Origin of the sequence: Stieleria sp. (genome assembly GCF_041595215.1) — a bacterium.
GTDB lineage: Bacteria > Planctomycetota > Planctomycetia > Pirellulales > Pirellulaceae > Stieleria > Stieleria magnilauensis.
In genome coordinates, this window is record NZ_JBFHKV010000020.1 from 1 (window position 1) to 20132 (window position 20132).

A 20132-nucleotide genomic window follows, 5' to 3' on the forward strand; every position below is an offset into this window, starting at 1 on the left:
ACGGCCGAAGCGGAATACTATTTTTCACCGACCAAGCCCGTCGAGGAACTCTACGATTGCGTGGCCGATCCACACGAAGTCAACAATCTGGCGGGAAACAGCGACTATGCAGATGTGTTGAAACGCATGCGTGCTGCACAAACCGAGTGGATCGGCGAAACGGGTGACTTGGGGTTGATCCCCGAAGCGATCATCGCCGAGCGAGCGAAAGAACTGGGAAGTGAATATGCGATCCTACGACAGGCCGATGCGGAACAGTACAACGCGCAACTCGCCGACATCGCGGTCGCCGCTTCCAGCGGACCGTCGGCTCTCAAGAAGCTCGTTGATTCGGCCGATGATCGCGATAGCGTGATTCGCTATTGGGCGGCCACCGGCATAGGCAATCTGGGCGTGGCGGCAAGGGCCGCGGCGGCAGATTCGATGACAACGTTGCTGACCGATTCCTCCTCGGCGGTTCGTACCGCGGCCGCACGGGCGCTGTGCCGGATGGAGTTGCCCGAACAAGCCTTGCCGGTTTTGATCCATGAGATGACCACCGGCGCCCAATGGGAACGACTGCAGGCGGCCATCGTGCTGGACGAGATCGACGAACAGGCGCGGCCGGTGATCGATCAGATGAGCGAAGGATTGGAGTATCAGAAAGGATTCAACTCCGATGGCAAGTATCGCGTTCGCGTGATGAACCGAGCCTTGAACGAACTCAACGGAACGTCCAACGTGGTGGATTGAGTCACGGTTGTTCAAGCGGTGCGCGACGGCTGGCATGCACAGCATGCCCTACTCTGAGGCCGCAATTTGCAGGCCGTAGGTCACGCTGTTGTTGATGACTGGCATGCACAGCATGCCCTACTTTTGGTCCAATTCGCTCAACTTCAGCCGGACGCTCATGATGTAGGGCTGTTCGCCCTTGATCCAGTGACCGTAGGTGGTCGTGACGATTGTGTCATCGGGCAACACTTCGACTCCGGGATAGGCGGTGTCGGCGCCTTTGGTGTTGTCGCCCAGTCGCACGAAGTACTGACCGTCGCGGCCGTTGACCAGATCGTCCCAGGTTCCGACCCAGCCGACCCAATCGCCTTCAAACGGACGGTCTTTGCGGGATTGAACTGGCGATTGGCAACGATAACTGATGAACAGTCTGCCGTCGGCGGTGTACTTTCCGGTGTGGCGATCCCCGGTCAGGGCGAGCGGCAATTCTCGAGGCGACGACCATGTTTTGCCTTCGTCATCGGAGAAGATGATGTGGGAGTTCTTTCGGCGGGCATTTTCACGCAGCAACACCGCCAGTTGCTTGCCATCGGGTGACCGGATGCAACCGGGTTCGCAGAGATGAACGTCGGAGGATTGGTAAACGGATTCGGGGGCTGACCAAGTCAGGCCGCCGTCGGTCGAAAACGTCTTGTAGAGCGTGAAGGTCTTGGAGCGTTTTCCATCGGCAGTGAAGAATCGCCCGTCGTCGTGGAACATGGCCAGGTAATGGCCAGGACCGGTCTTGAGCGGTTCGACAAATCCCATCACGACGATCCCGCCCCAATCGCCGACCGGTTTCAGCGGGCTCCAATCCAGCCCGTCATTTTCCGAGACCGCCAATCGTGCGGGATACAGCCCGGACCACATGATGATACGTTTGGTCCCGTCGGGGCCGATCACGCGGTGCAGCGTCGGGACTTCCTTGGACGTCGACCAGTTCTCCGGGGTCGGCAAACGGTCGCTCCACGTCAATCCGCCATCGTCGCTGCGTTTGTAAACAATGCCCCCGCGACCGTGACCTTTGGGATAAACGCACAACATCGTCTTGCCGTCTTCCAGCAAACACGTGGTCGGGTGTCCGAGGTATTGGCCGGGCTCGCGATCGACAATCACTTGACGGTCGGTGTCATCTCCCAGATCGATCGTGGTCAACTGCGGTGACTTGGATGTGCGTTGTGGTTCCAAGAAACCGTGTGACACCAGGAATTGATCCAGCTCGCGAATCGTTGACTGGTAGTTGGAATTGTCGCCTCGTCCGTGGTTGAAAAAGCCGTGTCCCTGGCCTTCAAATCCGATCAGCTCGCATGCATTGCCGGCTTTCGTCATCGCTTGACAGAAGGCTTCGGCCGTCCAATAAGGCACCGTCTCGTCCGCTTTCCCATGGAACAGAATGGTCGGCGGGGCGTTTGAATCGACGTGGTGAACCGGCGAGAGCGCGCGGGGATCGGTTCCCATTCGTTCGGCGAGTCCTTTCAGTTTCTCCGGATCCAGTGGCGGCCGGTCATCGATTTTCGCTAGCACGACCGCCGGATTAAACAGCGCCATCGCGTTGGGGCGACTGCTGACCGATTTGTTTTCACCGGATTCGTCAAACCCCTTGATCACGCCGGTGCAGGCGGCGACGTGACCGCCCGCCGAACCGCCACCGGCGACGATGCGATCGGGATCGACACCCAAGCGATCGGCTTGCTCGCGGATCCAACGGACCGCCGACTTGCCGTCTGCGACACATTTGAGCGCCTTGGTCCCTTGGCGATTCAGCACGCGATAGTCGGCGGTCATCGCGACCATGCCGCGTGAGGCGAGGTATTTGCAATGCTCGAGGAACTGGTTTGGTGTACCGTTTTTCCATCCGCCGCCGAAGAAGAACACGATGGCCGAACGCCGATCGGTCGGTTTGTGATCGGCGGGGTAAAACACGTACAGCTTCAACGACACCGGGGCTCCCTCGGCGTCCTCGGTGGTCTTGTAAACCTCGACCGCCGCTCCGGCAGCGCGCATCTTTGTTTCGGTTTCTTGATCCTGGGCGTGCAAGCCGACGTTGGGGATCGCCATCAGTGCGATCAGCACCAGGAGAACGGGAACTCTGTGGGACATGTGGGCCACCAAAACGGGAGAGAAATCGGAAGGGGCGTGGAACACGCCGGAGGCAGGAATGGATTAGAGTATAGCCCCACCCGCCGCCTCGTGTCTTCCAGCGAGGTCGCGTGATCGAGCGTCTTGCTCAGCACGCCAGTCCTACAGACAAGACGCGCTTCCATTCCCCTTCCCATCCATTCCCCTTCCCAACGAACGCATCCACTCATGATTCGATTCAAGCGTTTTCCGTTACTGGTCCTGCTTTTGGCGTCGTCGGTTGGTCTCGATGCGACCTTTGCCGAAGATGCGAGACCCGACGATCAACGATCCGGCAACACGCTCGATTTTGCCACTGCGGAATTTTGGGAATCGCTTGACGGAAAACCGGTGACGGACAGCTGGGAATTCACCGACGGAGAGGCCCGTCTGGTCCATCCACGTGGCGGCAACGGCAGTCTCGTCAGTGGGCCGTTGCCGCCCAATTTTGAATTGTCATGGGAATGGAAGATCGACGAAAAAACGAACACGGGACTAAAGTACCGGGTACGTCGATTCGGCAAGCACCTGTTCAGCAACAATTATTTGGGAATCGAGTATCAGATCATTGACGACAAACCGACCAGTCTGGCAAAGGGCAGCACGGCTTCGATTTACGATCTGGTGGCGCCCGAGAACGAGAAGGTGCTGCATCCGGCCGGCCAGTGGAACCAATCCCGTGTCGTCGCCAGCGGCCATCGATTGGAACACTATTTGAATGGCCAACTCGTTGCTTCTGCCAAGACGACCGGCCCGAGCTGGGACAAGACGATCGCGCTGAGCAAGTTTTATGGTTCGCAGGATTTCGGCAGCCCCAAGCCCGGCGATCGAATCATGTTGACCGACCACGGCGGAAAAGCGGTCTATCGAAAGTTTCAGTTCACCGCGATCGACGTCGCTCCCGCGGATCTCGAAACGCCGATCGCGACGGCACCGTTCCTCGGCAATGCGATGCGGAACAGCTGGGCGGATCAAGATTCGATCGTGATTTGGACTCGCACCACCGCGCGGCCCGATTTCGTCGCCGACGGCAAAGCGTTCGTGTCGGTCTCCAGGAACGACGCTAGAAAACTTGCCAACGAAACCGATGCCGAAAAATTGCTCCGTGTCCAACTGCCCGAGGGCGCCGAATTGTCCGAAATGCTGGGGGCATGTCCTGGGGCGCCCGGCCGCGTCCGTCTGATGTACTTTCCGGGCAAGCAACGCTACGCGCTGAAAACCACCGAGTGGATCACAACGAAACCGGAAAGCGACTTTACCGCCCAATGGAAACTCGAAGGGCTCAAGCCTGACACGCAATACGCTGCGATTATCGAAGCACAGTCACTCGATCGCGACGAAACAACGGCGGTCGTCCGTGGCTCCTTCCGAACCGCACCGAAAGCAACCGCGCGAAAGGACGTGAAGTTTTGCATCACGACTTGTCACGACTTCATCCGCCGCGACGACGGGATGAAGGGACACAAGATCTATCCGACGATGGCCAAAATGCAACCGGATTTCGTCGTCCACGCCGGTGACATCGAATACTACGACAAACCCGATCCCTGGGCGATGACGATCGAATTGATGCGTTTCAAGTGGGGGCGGATCTTTGCTTTACCGAGCAACCGTGACTTTTACAGCCACACCACCAGCTACTTTTTGAAGGACGACCACGACACGCTGAAGAACGATTGTTGGGCCGGGCAAACGTACGGTTCGGTCAGTTTTGAGCAAGGCGTGCAGCTGTTCAACGAAGAACAATTCCCTTCGTTGACTCCACGCTACACCAACGTTCGCTGGGGGCGTGATCTGGAAGTCTGGTTCTTGGAGGGACGCGACTACCGCAGCCCCAACTCGATGCCGGATGGACCGGAGAAGACCATTTTCGGCAACGAACAGAAGGCTTGGTTGTTCAAGACGCTCGATGAATCGACTGCGACATTCAAAGTGATCTGCAGCCCCACGCCGGTCGTCGGCCCCGACAGAGACAACAAGAAAGACAATCACGCCAACGAGATCTTTGCCCATGAAGGCGACGAGATTCGCGCCAAACTGGCGACGATCGACAATGTGATCGTGTTGTGCGGCGACCGACATTGGCAATACGCATCGTTCGATTCCGAAGCCGACCTCTGGGAGTTCGGCTGTGGACCGGGGAGCGAGGAACATGAATTGGGTTGGAAACCGGGCGACGAACGCCCCCAACACCGCTTCCTACGCGTCGCCGGCGGATTTTTGTCCGGTGAATTGAAATACGCCGGTGAAGATAACGAGCCGCGATTGACGCTCCGCCATCACAAGGTCGACGGAGAAGCCGTCAGCGAGTTCGCGTTTCCCGTCAAAACCGAGTAGGGCATGCTGTGCATGCCGATCGTCTGCCGCCTAGGTAACAGCAGAACGCATTCAGCAACCGTTGGTGTCTAGCCTTTAGGCGATTCCCGGTCGCTGCGACGCAGCGATGATGGGCGGCTGCAGCCCAATACCGCTAAGTGAAGACCAACGGGGAGGCCCGGACGCTGGCGCGAACCGGCTGATGTCAAACGATTGTCAGCCGTTTGGCGCGAGCCTATGGGCCCTCACCTGATGAAACGTCGCTGCGACGCAGCGACCGTGGGCGGCTGAAGCCTGCACACCAACACTCATGCCCGTGCCGTACTCACGGCTCAGGCGTCCAAGCGTTCTCGGATGAAGGTCGGATTGGGGGTTCCGCGTCCCTTGCGATCGCAGCGAAAGAATTCCGAAACGTAACGCACCGGCGTCTTCTTTTCAGGGACTTTGAATCGGTCGCCTTTTTGCAGCACGGGACGGGTTTCGTCCATGCGTCCGAACTGGCGGGTACCGGCAGCCTGACAGGGATACCAGTGTCCGTTGCCGTCGGCGTCTTCCAGATAGAATTCGGGATAGCAGTGATCGGGAATCCAGACGACGCGGGCGGGGATTTTTAGGTTGCGGCAGATCGCGACAAACAGACTGGTCATCTCTTCGCAATCACCCTTGCCTTCCTGCAGGGCCTGTGATGCGTTTTTCAAATCGCCTTCGACGTACTGCACTTTGTCGCGAACGTAGTCATAGATTAATTCCACGCGCCGCCAGTCATTGTCCGCTTCCATCTCCGCGACTTCTTTGGACGCTTCGCGGATCGAACGGTGCGAGGCATCGATGAAGGGACTGTTGCCGGTGTAGAGTTTGACGTCGCGTGGTGGTCGTTTGGGAATCACGAGCGTCGACGTGTCATCCGGGGGCAGGATTCGCGACCGCTGAATGTCGACATCGATGGTGAATTCGGCGGTTGATCCGGCAGCGACACGCGCCATTTGCAAGACGACCTGTTTTGTTCCTCCTCCCAACTCGCGGATTTCCCAGCGCGTGACTTGGGGGGCGATGTTTTGATTCCGCACCGTGACGGTTTGTTCGGGCCAGTCGGTGGGCACGGGAAAGGTGGCCAGGACGTTGGTGCAGGTCACCGGTGTGGTCAAGACCAGACCGATCCGCCAGTGCGTCACCGGCTGTTCTTCGTAAACCAGTGATTGGGCGTAGGCCGGCGATGAAACAAGGGAATCGATCGAACCGACTGCCGCGGCGCCCCACAGCGCCGTGCGTTTCATCCACTGTCGTCGACGGATCGAATCGTTAAATCGCATGGAGGTTCCTGAGGGCAGCAGCGGGTTGAAATGGGAGTCGGCTGATGAGACCGAACGACACCCAGCAACCTACCTAGAGTAGTCTGAACGATGGAAAGCACGAAACGCAAACGAGTGAGTCTCCCCGTGCCTGTCTCACCCGCTTGCGTCTCGTGCGATAGGGAATGCCGGATCAGTTGACCGCTCGGGCACCGGGCGGCAACGGTTCTTCATAGATGATTCGGTCGCCATCGGCGTCGACTCGGTATCCGACGTCGGGGTACCCGTAGTAGTTCGCCCGGTAGCCTTGGGCATCGGTCGGTGCGGGTTGCCAAACGCCGCTATACGGTTGAATGTAGCCCTGGCCGTTGACGATTCCGCCCTGGGCCACGCCGTTGGCGGGGCTGCAGCAGTACGGATCGGCCGGGTAGGCGCTCATCGCGCGGGCCGCCGGGGCATAGCCGGTGGCGCAGGGATCGGGGTTGCATCCATAGCCGGCCGCCGGCGGGGCATATCGGGGTTGGGCCGCCAGGGGCTGGTTGCAGGTCGGCTGGGCCGCTGCCAGGGGGACTTGCCGCCGCAGCGGGGTGGCCAATCGCGTGCACAAACCGCATTTGGCTCCGCGACCGAAAAAGAAGTTTCGGAACGGGGTGCAGCCCGAAGTCGTCGTTACGACAGCGACAGTCATTGCGACTAGAATAATACGATTGTTCATTGGAGATTCCGCGATATGCACAGGGAGCGTATTCGTTGGTCTCGGATCGAGAACCACACAAAACTAGGACGCTCTGAATGATGTGCAAACGCAACATCGTTTTTTTTCAGCAACAATTTGTTGCGTCCAGTCAGACGCTAGTTCTCACCCACCCGCCTTTGATCCCACCTCAAGCCATATGATGCGGATGTTCCCGTCAATCCGAATCTTCGTGTCGCTCGTGTGCGTTGCACTGCCCGTTGCACTGCCCGTTGCGTGCATGGGCGATCATGCTGCGGCAACCGACCACGAAGTGATTGTCGATGTCGTCGAGGCCTCGGCCGACCTGTCCCAGCCGAACGGTGTCGAGGCGAACGAACCGGAAACCTTCGCCGCGATCGCCGCGAACTGTGATAGTGATGAAGCGGCGGTGGCCGACTTTCTCGCCGCCAGTGATTGTTGCGTTTGTGATGACGATCGCGTCTTTCTCGTGTCGACCCGTCACCTCACCGCGGATTGCTGTCGCGCCTCGCTGGTCGAAATTCCCTTTCGGATGTGGCGCATCGATGGCGGAACGGTCTGCGAGATCAATCAGCATGACTACCTGGCATCCGTTTCGCCCGAACGCCCCGTCGTGTTCTATGTCCACGGCAACCGAATGCCGGTGTGCGAAGTCGTCAACCGATCGTCGATGATTCGAAATCGGATTCGGATGCGTGGGGCCCGCGGTCCGATCGATTGGATGATCTACAGTTGGCCGAGCGAAAAGGAAATGATCGGTGTCAAGGATTTTCGACTCAAGGCAGATCGCTGTGACGCACAAGGGTTGTACCTGGCTTCGTTTCTGCGTCACCATGTCCAGGCTTCGGTGCCGATGGCGATGATCGGATACAGTTTCGGAGCACGCGTGACCACCGGAGCACTGCATGCGTTGGCCGGGGGCGCACTTTCAGGGCGACAATTGCCCGAGCCTCCGTTGACCGGTGCCAACGTTCGCGTCGGTTTGGTGGCCCCCGCGATCGAGTCGAAATGGCTTGGCGACAACGGCTACCATGGTTGTGCGACCAAGAACATGGACGAACTCGTGTTGCTCTACAACCGACGCGACGTGGTGTTGAAACGCTATTGGTTGTTGGAGAGAATTCGCCGCGACACGGCACTGGGTTACAGCGGGCCGACCATCTTTGCGAATCGTGTCGACGGCACGCGATTGCCGGTTCGCTCGCGCGACTGTGCCTCGATCGTCAAACTTCGCCACTCGGAAATGGACTACTATCAAGGCGGTTGCAACGCCGGAGTCGACATGGCGAGGCTGATCAATGGAATCCGACGAATCAGTTTCTGATTCCACCCGTCCGGTCGATTCAGGCGTCACGCGTCTGGCGTATCACAACGGATCATGGATCAACGCGGATGACGTGTGTTTGTCGTCGCGAGACCCCGCGGTCACCCAAGCGGTGACGGCCGTCGAGCGCGTCCGCGCCTACAACGGCCGGCTGTTCGAACTCGACCGGCACCTGGATCGTTGGCAACGCACCACCAAGGCGCTCGATCTGACCGGACTTCCGTCCCGCCCATCGCTGTCGCGATTGATTGACGAAGCCATCGCGCGGAACGGGGCGTGGTTAGCGAGGCAAAAAGAATTCGGCGTGCTATGGTTCGCAACACCCGGCACGGCTGATTCACCGACCCTGGTGATCGATCTGTACCCGATCGACTCGGCATTGATCGAGCGGCGAACACGATCCGGCAGCCCCCTGGTCGTCACGTCCGTCCAGCAACCGCCGAGCGCGTGTTGGTCGCGCAACATCAAAGTCCGCTGTCGACTGCACTACTACCTGGCCGATCGAGAGGCACGACAGACGGACAGCGACGCGATCGGCATTTTGGTCGATTCCGACGGCACGGTGACCGAGTCGAGTATCGCAAACCTGCTGATCGTCGAAGCGGGCGGCGTGGTGTGTCCGCCGAGCGATCAGATTCTCAGCGGCGTTTCGCTGCAAGTCGTCCGCGAACTGGCGTCCGAAACCGGGATCACTTGGCGCGAGCAACGGATCTCGCGCGAACGTCTTGCCGCCGCAGAAGAAGTCTTGCTGACGGGGACGAGCTGCGGGATCTGGTTCGCCAACTCGATCGACCGCTCCCCGCTGCGAGCGGCCGGACCCGTCTATCAGCGTCTCCGATCGGCATTCGAGGGCCGTGTCGGGTAGTGGATGTCTCAGCGCCGGCGCGAGGGTCCTGCTCCGGCCGGTAGCTTCCCCTACAGTTGTGCATGGCCGTTGGCCAAATTGAACCTCATTGCGATGAGGTTCCTGGGGCGGCGCAACCCTCGCAAATGCTCGGTTTGCTTGCCCCAGGCTAGGGATATGCATGCCCATTGGGCAAAAAACGCGGCGGTAATCGGTGCTGTCCTCGTGGACGGTTACAATGGACCGCTGCTCGCCTTCCTCTCCCACCCTTCGCCGACGAACTGAAGCCGACGAAATGAAACTGCGAACCCTCGTTGCTGCGATCGTCTTTGTATTGTGTAGCGGTCCTTCGCCTGCGCCGGCGGCCGAGCCGGCTGACTTTCAACGCGATGTCTATCCGATCCTGGAAAAGTACTGCGTCGGCTGTCACAACGCCGACGACCCGCAAGGCGGCTTGGTGATGGATGATTTCGTCGGTCTGATGAAAGGGGGCGAAACCGGTGTCGCTATCACCCCGGGCGTCCCAGCCAGCAGCCGATTGCTGATGATGGTCCGCGGCGAAGTCGAACCTGTCATGCCGCCCGATGGTACCGACGGACCCGACGAACGAGAATTGGAAATTCTGGCGCGATGGATCGAACAGGGCGCCGCCGGACCCCAGGGCGAAATGCCGGTCAAACGCGAGCTGCGCACGCCCTCGATCAAGCCGTCTCCAGGCCTGGTCGCTCCGATCACCGCGATTGCCCGTGCACCCGACGGGCGGACGACCGCACGCGCGTCGTATGGACGCATTGAAATCCGGCACGCTACCGGCGACCGGGACTCGAATCCGACGACAGAAATTTCCGATGACCAACTGGGCAAAATCAACTCGCTCGCGTTCTCGTCGGATGCGACGCGATTGCTGGTCGCATCCGGTCTGACGGGGGCATACGGTCGCGCGGCGATTTACGACACCGAATCGGGAGCCCTGATTCGAGAATTTGTCGGACACAACGACACACTCTACGCCGCCGTCTTCTCGCCCGACGATACGATGCTGGCGACGGCGGGCTACGACCGAACGATCGTGCTGTGGGATGTCGCATCCGGCAATGTGGTTCGGCGTTTGACCGGACACAACGGAGCCATCTTTGACTTGGCGTTCTCGCCCGATGGAACAGTGTTGGTCAGCGCTTGTGCCGATGAGACGGTGAAGGTGTGGAATGTCGAGCAAGGCATCCGACTGGACACGCTCAGCCAGCCCGAAGGCGAAGTGTTTGCCGTCACCGTGACACACGACGGACGACACATCGTGGCGGTCAGTGCCGACAATCGACTTCGCGCCTGGCGATTGCGATCGACCCAAACGCCGCGTATCAACCCGTTGGTGGCCACGCGATTCATGGACGAGACGCCGATCGTCAACTTCGCGATCGCCCCGGACGACCAATCGCTTGTTGCCATCTCGGAATCCGGCAGCGTCAAACGCGTTCGCATGTCCGATTGGCAACCGGTGGCGTCGCTGGAGTCGCTTCCCGAGTCGGGCACGGATCTTTTTATCACCGCAGACAGCGGACAGGTGGTGATCTCGATGATGAACGGACAAGTCGTCTCTCGCCCCTTGCCGCCGATCGAATCGCAGAGCACGAGCCGCTCGGAACAGGAACTGCAGCCCGTCTGGATGGACCTGGGCGACGCGATTTCACTGGACGAATCAACCTTGCGTCAAACGCTGACAAAGGCCGACGCCGCGGCAGATTCCGCCGGCATCCTGGATGTCGACCGCAACGTGTCGATCAAGGGACAAATCGGCCAGGCCGGTGAAGTGGATCTGTATCGCTGGCCGGCACACCAGGGCGAAGTCTGGGCGATCGACGCGGACGCTGAGAAGGACAGCCGTCTCGACCCGATCGTCACCGTGCTGGACGCCGCTGGCGAGCCCGTCCTGAGAGTCCGGTTGCAAGCCGTTCGTGATTCGTACTTCACCTTTCGAGGTAAAGACAGCGAGCAGATCAGCGACTTTCGCGTGTTCAATTGGGAAGAGATGCAGCTCGGCGAGTACCTGTATGCGGCCGGCGAAGTGACGCGTTTGCAAATGCATCCGCGCGGTCCCGATTCGGGATTCAATGTGTATCCCGGTGAAGGGAATCGTTGGACGTATTTCGGAACCAGCGGCACGACCCACGCGCTCGGAGAACCGGCCTACATCGTTCGACCGTTGCCGGCCGGTGCCGAACCATTGGCCAACGGATTGCCCGTGTTTGATGTGTACTACGAAAACGACGATGACCCGCAACGACTGGCGGGCAAGAACAGTCGGTTGTTGTTTACCGCTCCGGCCGATGGGCTGTACACCGTTCGCATCGGTGACACGCGGGGTGAAGGCGGTTCGGCGTACGGGTATCGGTTGGCCATCCGCCCGGCACGACCGGGATTCCGACCGACGACCAAAGCCATCAGCAAACCGCTGCATCCGGGCACCGGACGCGAATTTCAAGTCCAGATCGATCGGCTGGATGGATTCGACGGCGCCGTGACATTCGAAATCGACGGGCTGCCGGATCGGTTGGTCAGCAATTTCCCCCTCACGATCGAAGCCGGTCAACGATTCGCAACGGGCGTGATTTGGGCGGATCCCAACGAAGAAGGCTGGGATGGCGAGATCGAACCGACGCTGACCGCATCGGCGATGATCAACGCAACACGCGTCGAGCGGCAGGCGGGATCGCCGGGGAAATTAAAATTTGATCCCAGCCCGGCACAGGTCGTCCCGATCATCAAACCCGTCGATGCCGAGATCGCCGCCCACGAGAATTGGACGCTGCAAGTGCGGCGGGGCGAGACGGTTTCGGCACGCGTGTTGGTTCAGCGTCGAGACGGATTTGAAAATGAAGTTTCATTCGGCAAAGAGCAATCCGGGCGCAACGCCAGCCAGGGCGTTTACGTCGACAACATCGGACTGAACGGATTGTTGATCGTTGCCGGCGCGTCGCAGCGAGAGTTTTTTGTGACCGCCGATCCCACCGCCGTCCCCGGCAAACGCTCGTTCTTTCTGACCGCCGGCGTCGACGGCGGATTGGCCTCGCACCCGATCACCGTCGAAGTGCTGCCGTAACGGCATGCTGTGCATGCCGACATCGCTGACGATCGGTACGGCATGCTGTGCATGCCGGCATCACAACCGTCCGCCGTCACGCACAGCGTGACCTACCGTCTACCGTCAGCCGTCGCGGATTGAGTGGCCGTCTGCCGATTGGTAGGGCATGCTGTGCATGCCAGCATCACGTAAGACCTACGCCAGCACTTCGTCCACGATCCGTCCGTGGACATCGGTCAGACGGAAATCGCGTCCGGCGTAACGGTAGGTCAATCGTTTGTGGTCCAGCCCCATCAGCCGCAACAAGGTCGCGTGCAGGTCGTGGACATGGACACGATTTTCGACCGCCTGGAATCCGATTTCGTCGGTCGCCCCGACGGTTTGTCCGCCTTTGACGCCGCCACCGGCCATCCACACGGTAAAGCCGTAGTGGTTGTGATCACGGCCGTTCATCTTGCCTTGGTTGGTGCCTTTGCGAGGCATCTCGACGACGGGGGTGCGGCCGAACTCGCCTCCCCAGATCACGATCGTTTCGTCGAGCAGTCCGGTGCGTTTGAGGTCTGCCAACAACGCCGCGATCGGCTGGTCGACCTGCTGGGCCAGTTTACGGTGCTGCTTTTCCAGATCGTCGTGATTGTCCCACGGTTGTCCCGCACCGGTGTAGAGCTGCACGTAGCGAACGCCGCGTTCGACCAACCGTCGCGCGATCAGGGTCTGGCGCGCAAAGTCACCGTCGCCGTACTCGTCACGGACCGACTGGGGTTCGCGCGTGACGTCGAACGCGTCGGCCGCTTCGCTCTGCATCCGATAAGCCAACTCGAATGATTCGATCCGCGACTGCAACCGTTCGTCATGGGGCCGGGACGCGGCGTGTTGGCGGTTCAGGTTCGCCAGCAGGTCCAGTTGTTGACGTTGATCGGTCGCGGCAACCAATTCGCTGCGAATGTTCTCCAGCAACCGGTCGACTTGACGGTGGCTGGTGTCGACATAGGTCGCTTGGTACTTGCCCGGCAAAAACGCGTTCTGCCAGTTCTGCGACTCCTTGATCGGATAGCCGCCCGGGCACATGGTCACAAACGACGGCAGGTTGCTGTTTTCGCTGCCCAGACCATAGGTCAGCCAAGATCCGACGCTGGGACGAACCAAACGCGATTCGCCCGTGTTCATCAACATCAGTGACGGTTCGTGGTTGGGGACATCGGCGCGCATCGAATGAATCAAGCAGATGTCGTCAATGTGTTCGGCCGTTTTGGCGAACAACTCGCTGACGTGAATCCCCGACTGTCCATACGGTTTGAACTTGAACGGCGTGCCCAGGACATTGCCGGTGGGGCGTTCGGTTTTCAGTTTTCCCGTCGGCGCGGTCTTGCCGGCATAATCGTTCAGTCGCGGTTTGTAGTCGAAGGTATCGACTTGGCTGGGGCCACCATTCATGAACAAATGGATGACGTGTTTGGCCTTGGCCGGAAAATGCAATCCGGTCGCCGTCGCATCTCGGGCAAGCAGGTCCGAGAGCGCCAAGGATCCCAGTCCGGTGCCGCAGCTTGCCAGCAGTTGTCGTCGTGTCAGCATCGTGTGGGTGTAGCGGGCGGAGTCAAAATAACCAGAATCGTTTCTTCGAGACGTCTTTGCGATTGACGTCCAAGACTTCGTTGTAGCCGGCCTTGTCAAAACGTTTCAACAGACTTTCGGTGCCGTATTTTAGTTTGAAATCCATTTCGTTCTGCAGCAATGGGATTGCGGCGAGGAAGTAGATGGACTTTTCGTCAGAGATCTTCAGTCGAATGAACTCTTCGTTGGTCGTCGATGGGAACGTCAGCAACCAGCCGATGAAGTCGACGCTCGGGTCGAGCGGGTCGGCGGGGTCTCCGTTGGGGATGGTGTGACCATCAAACAACCAGGTCTCGTATTCGTGCGGAAACCGGGCCAAGAATTTCAGCCACTGGATCGGCCAGTAGTTGGTCGTGTCGCTCAACGATTGTTCGTCCAGTTTCCAATCCGGCGGCAGGCAGAGCATCAACTCGGCGTAGGCCAATTCTTCGGCACCCTCGGGCGGCGACATCGGACGATCGCTCATGCCGGTGGTGATCAGCGTGTGGAAGGGACGCTCCGACGACGGTTTGACCCAGTGCACGTCGATGTGCACCAGATCAGAAATCAGCTCATGCCAGACGCTGTCGACCTCGCCAACGTGTTCAGCGATATGAGCCTCGACACGTTCAATATTCTCGCTGTCGCCGATCGCCAATTCAAACTCGCGCGATCTCGCTTCATGGCGATAAACCGTGCTGCCGCCGTCGGTCACTTCGTCCGGGATCTCCAGCGGCGGAAAAGGGACTTCGATCGTTTCGCCACAGCCGCCGCATCGGGTCTTTTTTCCCGAATGCGTTTCGCTGGCTTTATAGCGTTTGGCGCATTTGGGGCACCGGAATTCTACGTCCACCTCGATTCACCGCTCACGTTTGCGTCGCTCAGATTTCAACCAACGCAACAGTCTAACAGTTGTTCAGCGGCGGAATTCCGGATGCCTCTTTCAGCTGCCTATTTTTCGGCCAATTCCTTTGCCGTCTCGCTCCGTCCCGCCGCGGCGATGACTTCGGGATGATCCAGGACCAGGTAGTGACCGTGGTCGGCAGTGACGATGACCGCGGTATGGTCCCAGGCGTTGTTCTCGTCGACCCAGTCCATCACTTTGACAAACGCGGCTTCACCGCTCAGCACGGCGCCGATGCTGTTGTCCAGGTTATTGGCGTGGTTGGCCCAGTCCACATCACCGACTTCGATCATCAACCAAAACCCGTCGATCGACTGTTCCAACACCAACAGCGCCGCTTCAGTCATTTCGGCGAGTGTCGGGTTCTCGTCGATGTCGGCTGCGGAATAGATTTCCGCGTCCCCGACATCGGCGGCCGGGTCATAGCCACCGTCGGCGGTCGCATACGGCAGATGGCCGCCCCGGGTTCCAAAGAATCCGAGCAATCGTTCCTGATTGTCCGCCGCGGCTTGGGCGGCACGGTGCAGCGACTTGCGACCCGATTTCCCCGCCGTGCGCTCGACGACTCGGTACCGTCCGCCGTTTCGCAGATCGACCGTCCGCAGGTCTTCTTCATGCAAGTATCGGTTGCCCTTGGCAAAGTTGGCGCCTTGAAGTTCGTCTTCGTCCTTGTGTTCGCCCCAGCCGGCGCCCAACAGCACGTCGATGCCCGGTAGCGGATCGTTGCGATGGGCTGCGGACGGCAACCCGATCAGGTCACGGGCGAGGTCTTGATAGTCTTTGCGTGAAACGTTGTTCGCGTAGGCCGCCGCGGGAGTCGCGTGGCTGACGGGAACATTGGTCACCACGCCGATCATGAAGTCCTGGTCGCGTTGCAACTCACGCGCGAGGGGGACGATTTGCGATCCATCGAGCGCGACGTTGATCGAACCGTTGTACGTCTTGATGCCGCTGCACAGGCTGGTGCCCGAAGCGGCGGAGTCGGTGACGGTATGCGGTCGTGAAAGATCTTGGCCGATCAAGTACCCGCTACCGTTGCGTTCATTCCACGGCGTTCGCCCGCCGAGTCGGACGTCGTAACCGAAAGACGGTTGCTCGCTGACGCTGAGAACCCGTTGCGCATCGACGTCGATGGTCGCCTCATCGGCGGCCGAACTGGTGGAAATCAATCCGTAGTCCGTCAGCGTGCGTCGGTCGGTTTGAAACGCCAACCCGGTACCGCGACCGGATTCATAATCGATGCGACCGGTTTTGTAGATCGCGGCGGCCCGCGCGGTTTGCCAATCCATCCCGTCAAAGACCAGCATGATGATGTTGCTGTAACCGGCATCGATGGCCGCTCGCTGCAATTGATAGACATCGGTCTCATCAAAGTACATCGCGGTCGGATTGATCGAACTGGCCGTCGAAGACCGCTCCAATGGTTTCAATCGCTGGGCGTCGGCGTACAGGCTGCCCCGTTCACGCCAGTCCGAAAGGGTCAGACCGAAGGTGTAAACCGGAACCAAGCGGTTGCTGTGTTCGTTCCAACTGCTGTACTTGGTCGCGTCCAAGCCCCAATGACCGTACACGGGTGTTTGTGTCTCGGCCGCCCGCTGTTGCAACGCACGCATCATGTCCCCCCGCCCCGCCGCCGGCGGTTGTGATCTGGCCGGCTGTGATTTTGCCGTTCCGCCGGTGGTCGGCTGCTCGGCCGAGGCGACGGCGGTCAACGTGACGAGTGATGCCAGCGAGGCCATCAACAGTCCCAGGGCAGGTCCGAAACGCCGATCAGAGATGGCTTGGCGAGGATCCATGGTCGTTAAGATTTCATGAAGAAACGGGGCTCGTGCGATCGCGTCCGCAAGCGGCATCACATGCCGCGTCCCATACGGAAACGAATCGTGTTTGGAGGGCGGACAGAATAGTCGCTGTCGAGCCGTTCTCCGAGTGGGGCTCACGCCAATTCTCGAATGCTGACCGACCCCTCCGAGGCGACGACGATATGGTCCAGCACCGTGATCCCCAACAGCTTCCCGACTTCGGTCATCCGATCGGTCACTTGGTGGTCCTCGCGACTCGGTGTCGCATCCCCTGAGGGATGATTGTGCACCAGGATGACGGCCGAAGCGGAATCGCGGATGGCCGGCCGAAAGACTTCGCGCGGATGCACCAGACTGGCGTCCAACGTGCCGCGGGTGATCAGATGCGTGTTGATCGGCAGGTGTTTGGTGCTCAGCGTGACGATGTGAAATTCCTCTTGGACCCCGCTGATCGCCAGCCCGCTGAACGCGTCGTCACAATACTCCACCGCCGCGCTGGTGCTGGTGATCGGAGCGTGCGCCCGGCGATGTTGTTGTTCATGCCGCGCCACGCGGCGTCCCAGTTCGATGCCGGCCATGATCGCGGCATAGCTGGTCACCGTGATCGCCGGGCTGATGTTTCGCAGTTCGTCTTTGCCGCTGCGTCGCAGATCGGAAAGCTTGTTGGAAAACGTCTTGGACAACCGCTTTCCCGCTTCGATGGCGGATTCGCCCTTTACCCCCACCCGGATCAAGATCGCCAACAGGTCGGCATCACTGAGCGTCTCGGCGCCGGACGACAGCAATCGTTCCCGCGGTCGTTCCTGTTCCGGTTGCGCCGTGACCTGGTTGCCGCTGACTTGGCGTTCGATCCAATGCGACGGATCGACGCGGACCTGTGCGTTCCGCCAAGCATAGGTCTCCTGGTCGGACGATTCATAACGATCCAGAATCCCTTCGCGGACCAGGTCTTTGAGTGCCAACGAGACGAAATGCGGTGTCAGTTCCGTACACCGCTCCCGTGCCTGTTGTTTCGAAAATGCGCTGATGGGCGAGAGTGTTTTGAAGAGTTGAAGAAGTTTTTCTTTGCGTTTCTTCTGCTGCCCCATGGCTGGATCCCGCTGATTCCCTGCGTGATTGGTTCGATTTGATACGCAGATCGTAACGAACCCGAGCCCGTTCGTGGGGTGACTGGTCCCGCCTGTGGGGAATCGCGTCTGGATGGAACGCCCCGCGACGTGCGGTCCGTCCGTCTGCTGGCGGGCCAACCTCCGTCTCAACCATTGCCAGAAGGGTGGATTCTCGGTCTTCGCCAGGCTTGGGTGAACCGTGCGATCGGTCTTCGACGACGCGACCGCCACTGTTCGAGTTGCTAAACTGGCACGCAGATCGTTGCTGAATCAACCAAGCTGCGGTTCTGCCGGCGGCAAGTAGGTGTTTCACACTTGCGGCGAGAGCACCGTCGCGGGATCGGCCCGATCAGAGCGGGCGTACTGAGTGTCAATCCGCCCCATTTCTTCTAGACGAACGAATAATACGAAGATGAAGTCTGCCTACGATTGTGTTGTCATTGGTGCAGGGCCGGCCGGTGGGTCGGCGGCTTCCATTACCGCCGAAGCCGGGCTGGAAACGCTGTTGATCGAGCGAGAACGTGTTCCGCGATTTCACGTCGGCGAATCCCTGATGCCGGAAACCTTTTGGCCACTGCAACGATTGGGCCTGACCGACAGGATTCGGTCGGCGGGATGGCAGGTCAAAAAGAGTGTGCAATTTGTCTCCCACCGAGGCAGTGAGTCGGCACCGTTTTTCTTTCGCGAGCACGACGAACGCGAGTGCAGCGACACGTGGCAGGTCGAACGCAGTGAATTCGACAAGATGCTGTTCGATCGGGCGGCCGAGCTCGGTGCCGACTGCTACGACGAGACCCGTTTGACCGATGTGCGTTTTGATGATGCCGGCAAGGCCATCGGCGTCGTCGTCAAAGATCAATCCGGCCAAACCAAACCGATCGATTGCAAGGTCGTCATCGATGCAACCGGGCAGCAATCTTTCATCGCCAACAAGCTGGGGTTGAAAGAGGTCAATCCCGATCTGAAGAAAGCGGCCATCTGGGGCTACTACCGTGACGCCGTGCGGGACGAAGGCGACAACGAAGGGGCGACGATCATTCTGCAAACCGAATCCAAGGACGCTTGGTTCTGGTTCATCCCGCTCTCCCGCGGCATCACCAGCATCGGCTGCGTCTCCGACAACGACTATTTGCTCAAGGGCCGTGGGACTCCCGAACAGGTCTACGCGGAGGAACTCGATCGCTGTCCGGGACTGAAGCCGCGATTGGAACCGGCGACCCGCCTGGGCGGATTGCGAACCGCCAAAGAGTTTTCTTACATGACCAAGCAACACGCCGGCGATGGTTGGGTGCTGGTCGGCGACGCGTTCGGGTTCATCGACCCGGTTTATTCCTCCGGTGTCTATTTTGCGCTCGACATGGGCGTACGAGCCGGTGACGCCGTCGTGCAAGGCTTCCGAGAAAACGACCTGTCCGGCGAACGACTGGCCGCCTGGGCCGACGAATTCAAACAAGGGGCGATGTGGGTGCGAAAGCTGGTCCATGCGTTCTACACCAAAGAATTCAGCATCGGCCGCTTCATGAAAGAACACCCCGAGCATCGCGGCACGTTGACCGATCTGCTGATCGGACGTGTTTTCAAAGAAGGCGCCGAAAAGATGTTCGACGACATGGAAAAATCGATCCAACAAGCCAAGATGTCGATGGCAACGTAAATGTTCAACAAATCTCTCGTCGCGGTGGCGTTCTTGTTAGTGATCGCCTTCGATGCACCCGCGTTGCCAGCCCAAGCGGCCCCGCCGGAAATCCAACCGGTGCTGCTGCAAATGATCCGCGACGACGCGGTTCATCGAGAGTTGAACCTTTCGGAAGATCAGGTCCGCCAAGTTTTCGCCGCACTGGAACCGATCGATGGGCCTTGGTTTCGCGTCCGTATCCGCCCAGCCCAAGAACGGATCGAGACGATCGATCGATTGTCTGAACAATTGACCGATGCTTTGGCCGAGATCCTGGATTCCAAACAGTTGAACCGTCTGGACCAGCTGCACAACCAGGCTCTCGGGACCCGAATGATCGTTCGCGACAAAACCGCCACCGCGTTGGGGTTGTCGCCGACGACTCGAGAATCGCTTTACGAAGTGTTTGCGAAAACGGACAGCGTTGTCGCAGGCGTCCAGAAACAGTCGCAGGCTCAGTCGTTGGACGCTGCCGACGCCGCCAAGAAAATCGACAAGGCGAAAGCGGACGAAAAGAAGGCACTTGTCGATGCGTTGACGAACCAGCAGAAACGCACACTCAGTTCGTTGACCGGGCCAGCGTTCAACTTTGCAGCCGTCAAACGCATGTATCCCGC

General features: G+C 59.5%; 13 protein-coding genes and 1 pseudogene. 7 read left to right on the plus strand and 7 right to left on the minus strand.

Annotation, left to right across the window (positions count from 1 at the left end):
• On the plus strand, positions 1 to 732 hold a 732-nt coding region (locus ABX749_RS01615; RefSeq protein ID WP_372894474.1), incomplete at its 5' end, for a HEAT repeat domain-containing protein.
• A gap of 117 nt (positions 733 to 849) precedes the next feature.
• On the opposite strand, the gene ABX749_RS01620 is transcribed toward ABX749_RS01615, so the two are convergent.
• Entirely contained in the window at positions 850 to 2808 is a 1959-nt protein-coding gene (locus tag ABX749_RS01620) for an alpha/beta hydrolase fold domain-containing protein (RefSeq protein WP_372894475.1), read from the minus strand.
• 249 nt (positions 2809 to 3057) lie between these two features.
• Here ABX749_RS01620 and ABX749_RS01625 point away from each other — a divergent pair, with 249 nt between their 5' ends.
• Positions 3058 to 5205 (plus strand): family 16 glycoside hydrolase, encoded by a 2148-nt coding sequence (locus tag ABX749_RS01625; protein ID WP_372894476.1) that lies wholly within the window; start codon positions 3058 to 3060, stop codon positions 5203 to 5205.
• A gap of 311 nt (positions 5206 to 5516) precedes the next feature.
• Here ABX749_RS01625 and ABX749_RS01630 read toward each other — a convergent pair whose 3' ends face one another.
• Together ABX749_RS01630 and ABX749_RS01635 are read right to left on the minus strand one after the other, a co-directional pair.
• Complete coding sequence (locus ABX749_RS01630) at positions 5517 to 6494, minus strand: transglutaminase family protein (protein ID WP_372894477.1); 978 nt, start codon at positions 6492 to 6494, stop codon at positions 5517 to 5519.
• A gap of 172 nt (positions 6495 to 6666) precedes the next feature.
• The gene (locus ABX749_RS01635; protein WP_372894478.1) at positions 6667 to 7080 is read right to left on the minus strand and encodes a hypothetical protein; all 414 of its coding nucleotides are present in this window, start codon (positions 7078 to 7080) and stop codon (positions 6667 to 6669) included.
• Between the two features lie 367 nt (positions 7081 to 7447).
• Here ABX749_RS01635 and ABX749_RS01640 point away from each other — a divergent pair, with 367 nt between their 5' ends.
• From ABX749_RS01640 to ABX749_RS01650, 3 genes are all read left to right on the plus strand, one after another.
• Entirely contained in the window at positions 7448 to 8512 is a 1065-nt protein-coding gene (locus tag ABX749_RS01640) for a hypothetical protein (protein ID WP_372894479.1), read from the plus strand.
• Positions 8487 to 9377 carry an aminotransferase class IV gene (locus ABX749_RS01645; RefSeq protein WP_372894480.1) on the plus strand — a complete coding sequence of 297 codons (891 nt, stop codon included), beginning with the start codon at positions 8487 to 8489 and terminating at the stop codon, positions 9375 to 9377. Before ABX749_RS01640 ends, ABX749_RS01645 begins: the two co-directional genes overlap by 26 nt.
• 274 nt (positions 9378 to 9651) lie before the next feature.
• Entirely contained in the window at positions 9652 to 12453 is a 2802-nt protein-coding gene (locus ABX749_RS01650) for a c-type cytochrome domain-containing protein (RefSeq protein WP_372894481.1), read from the plus strand.
• A 177-nt stretch (positions 12454 to 12630) separates the two neighbouring features.
• Here ABX749_RS01650 and ABX749_RS01655 read toward each other — a convergent pair whose 3' ends face one another.
• The 4 genes from ABX749_RS01655 to radC form a co-directional block, all read right to left on the minus strand.
• Positions 12631 to 14007 carry a DUF1501 domain-containing protein gene (locus ABX749_RS01655; protein ID WP_372894482.1) on the minus strand — a complete coding sequence of 459 codons (1377 nt, stop codon included), beginning with the start codon at positions 14005 to 14007 and terminating at the stop codon, positions 12631 to 12633.
• A 22-nt stretch (positions 14008 to 14029) separates the two neighbouring features.
• Positions 14030 to 14878, minus strand: coding sequence for a suppressor of fused domain protein (locus ABX749_RS01660; RefSeq protein ID WP_372894484.1), 849 nt, complete (start codon positions 14876 to 14878; stop codon positions 14030 to 14032).
• A 98-nt stretch (positions 14879 to 14976) separates the two neighbouring features.
• Positions 14977 to 16725, minus strand: coding sequence for an alkaline phosphatase (locus ABX749_RS01665; protein WP_372894485.1), 1749 nt, complete (start codon positions 16723 to 16725; stop codon positions 14977 to 14979).
• Between the two features lie 140 nt (positions 16726 to 16865).
• Positions 16866 to 17819 (minus strand): DNA repair protein RadC, encoded by a 954-nt coding sequence (gene radC / locus ABX749_RS01670; protein WP_372894486.1) that lies wholly within the window; start codon positions 17817 to 17819, stop codon positions 16866 to 16868.
• Positions 17820 to 18252: 433 nt separating this feature from the next.
• Here radC and ABX749_RS01675 point away from each other — a divergent pair, with 433 nt between their 5' ends.
• Both ABX749_RS01675 and ABX749_RS01680 read left to right on the plus strand, forming a co-directional pair.
• On the plus strand, positions 18253 to 19494 hold the full coding sequence (locus ABX749_RS01675) for an NAD(P)/FAD-dependent oxidoreductase (protein WP_372894487.1): 1242 nt from the start codon (positions 18253 to 18255) through the stop codon (positions 19492 to 19494).
• Positions 19495 to 20132 (plus strand): annotated as a pseudogene (locus ABX749_RS01680) (thioredoxin); the annotation flags it as partial. It lies immediately after the preceding gene.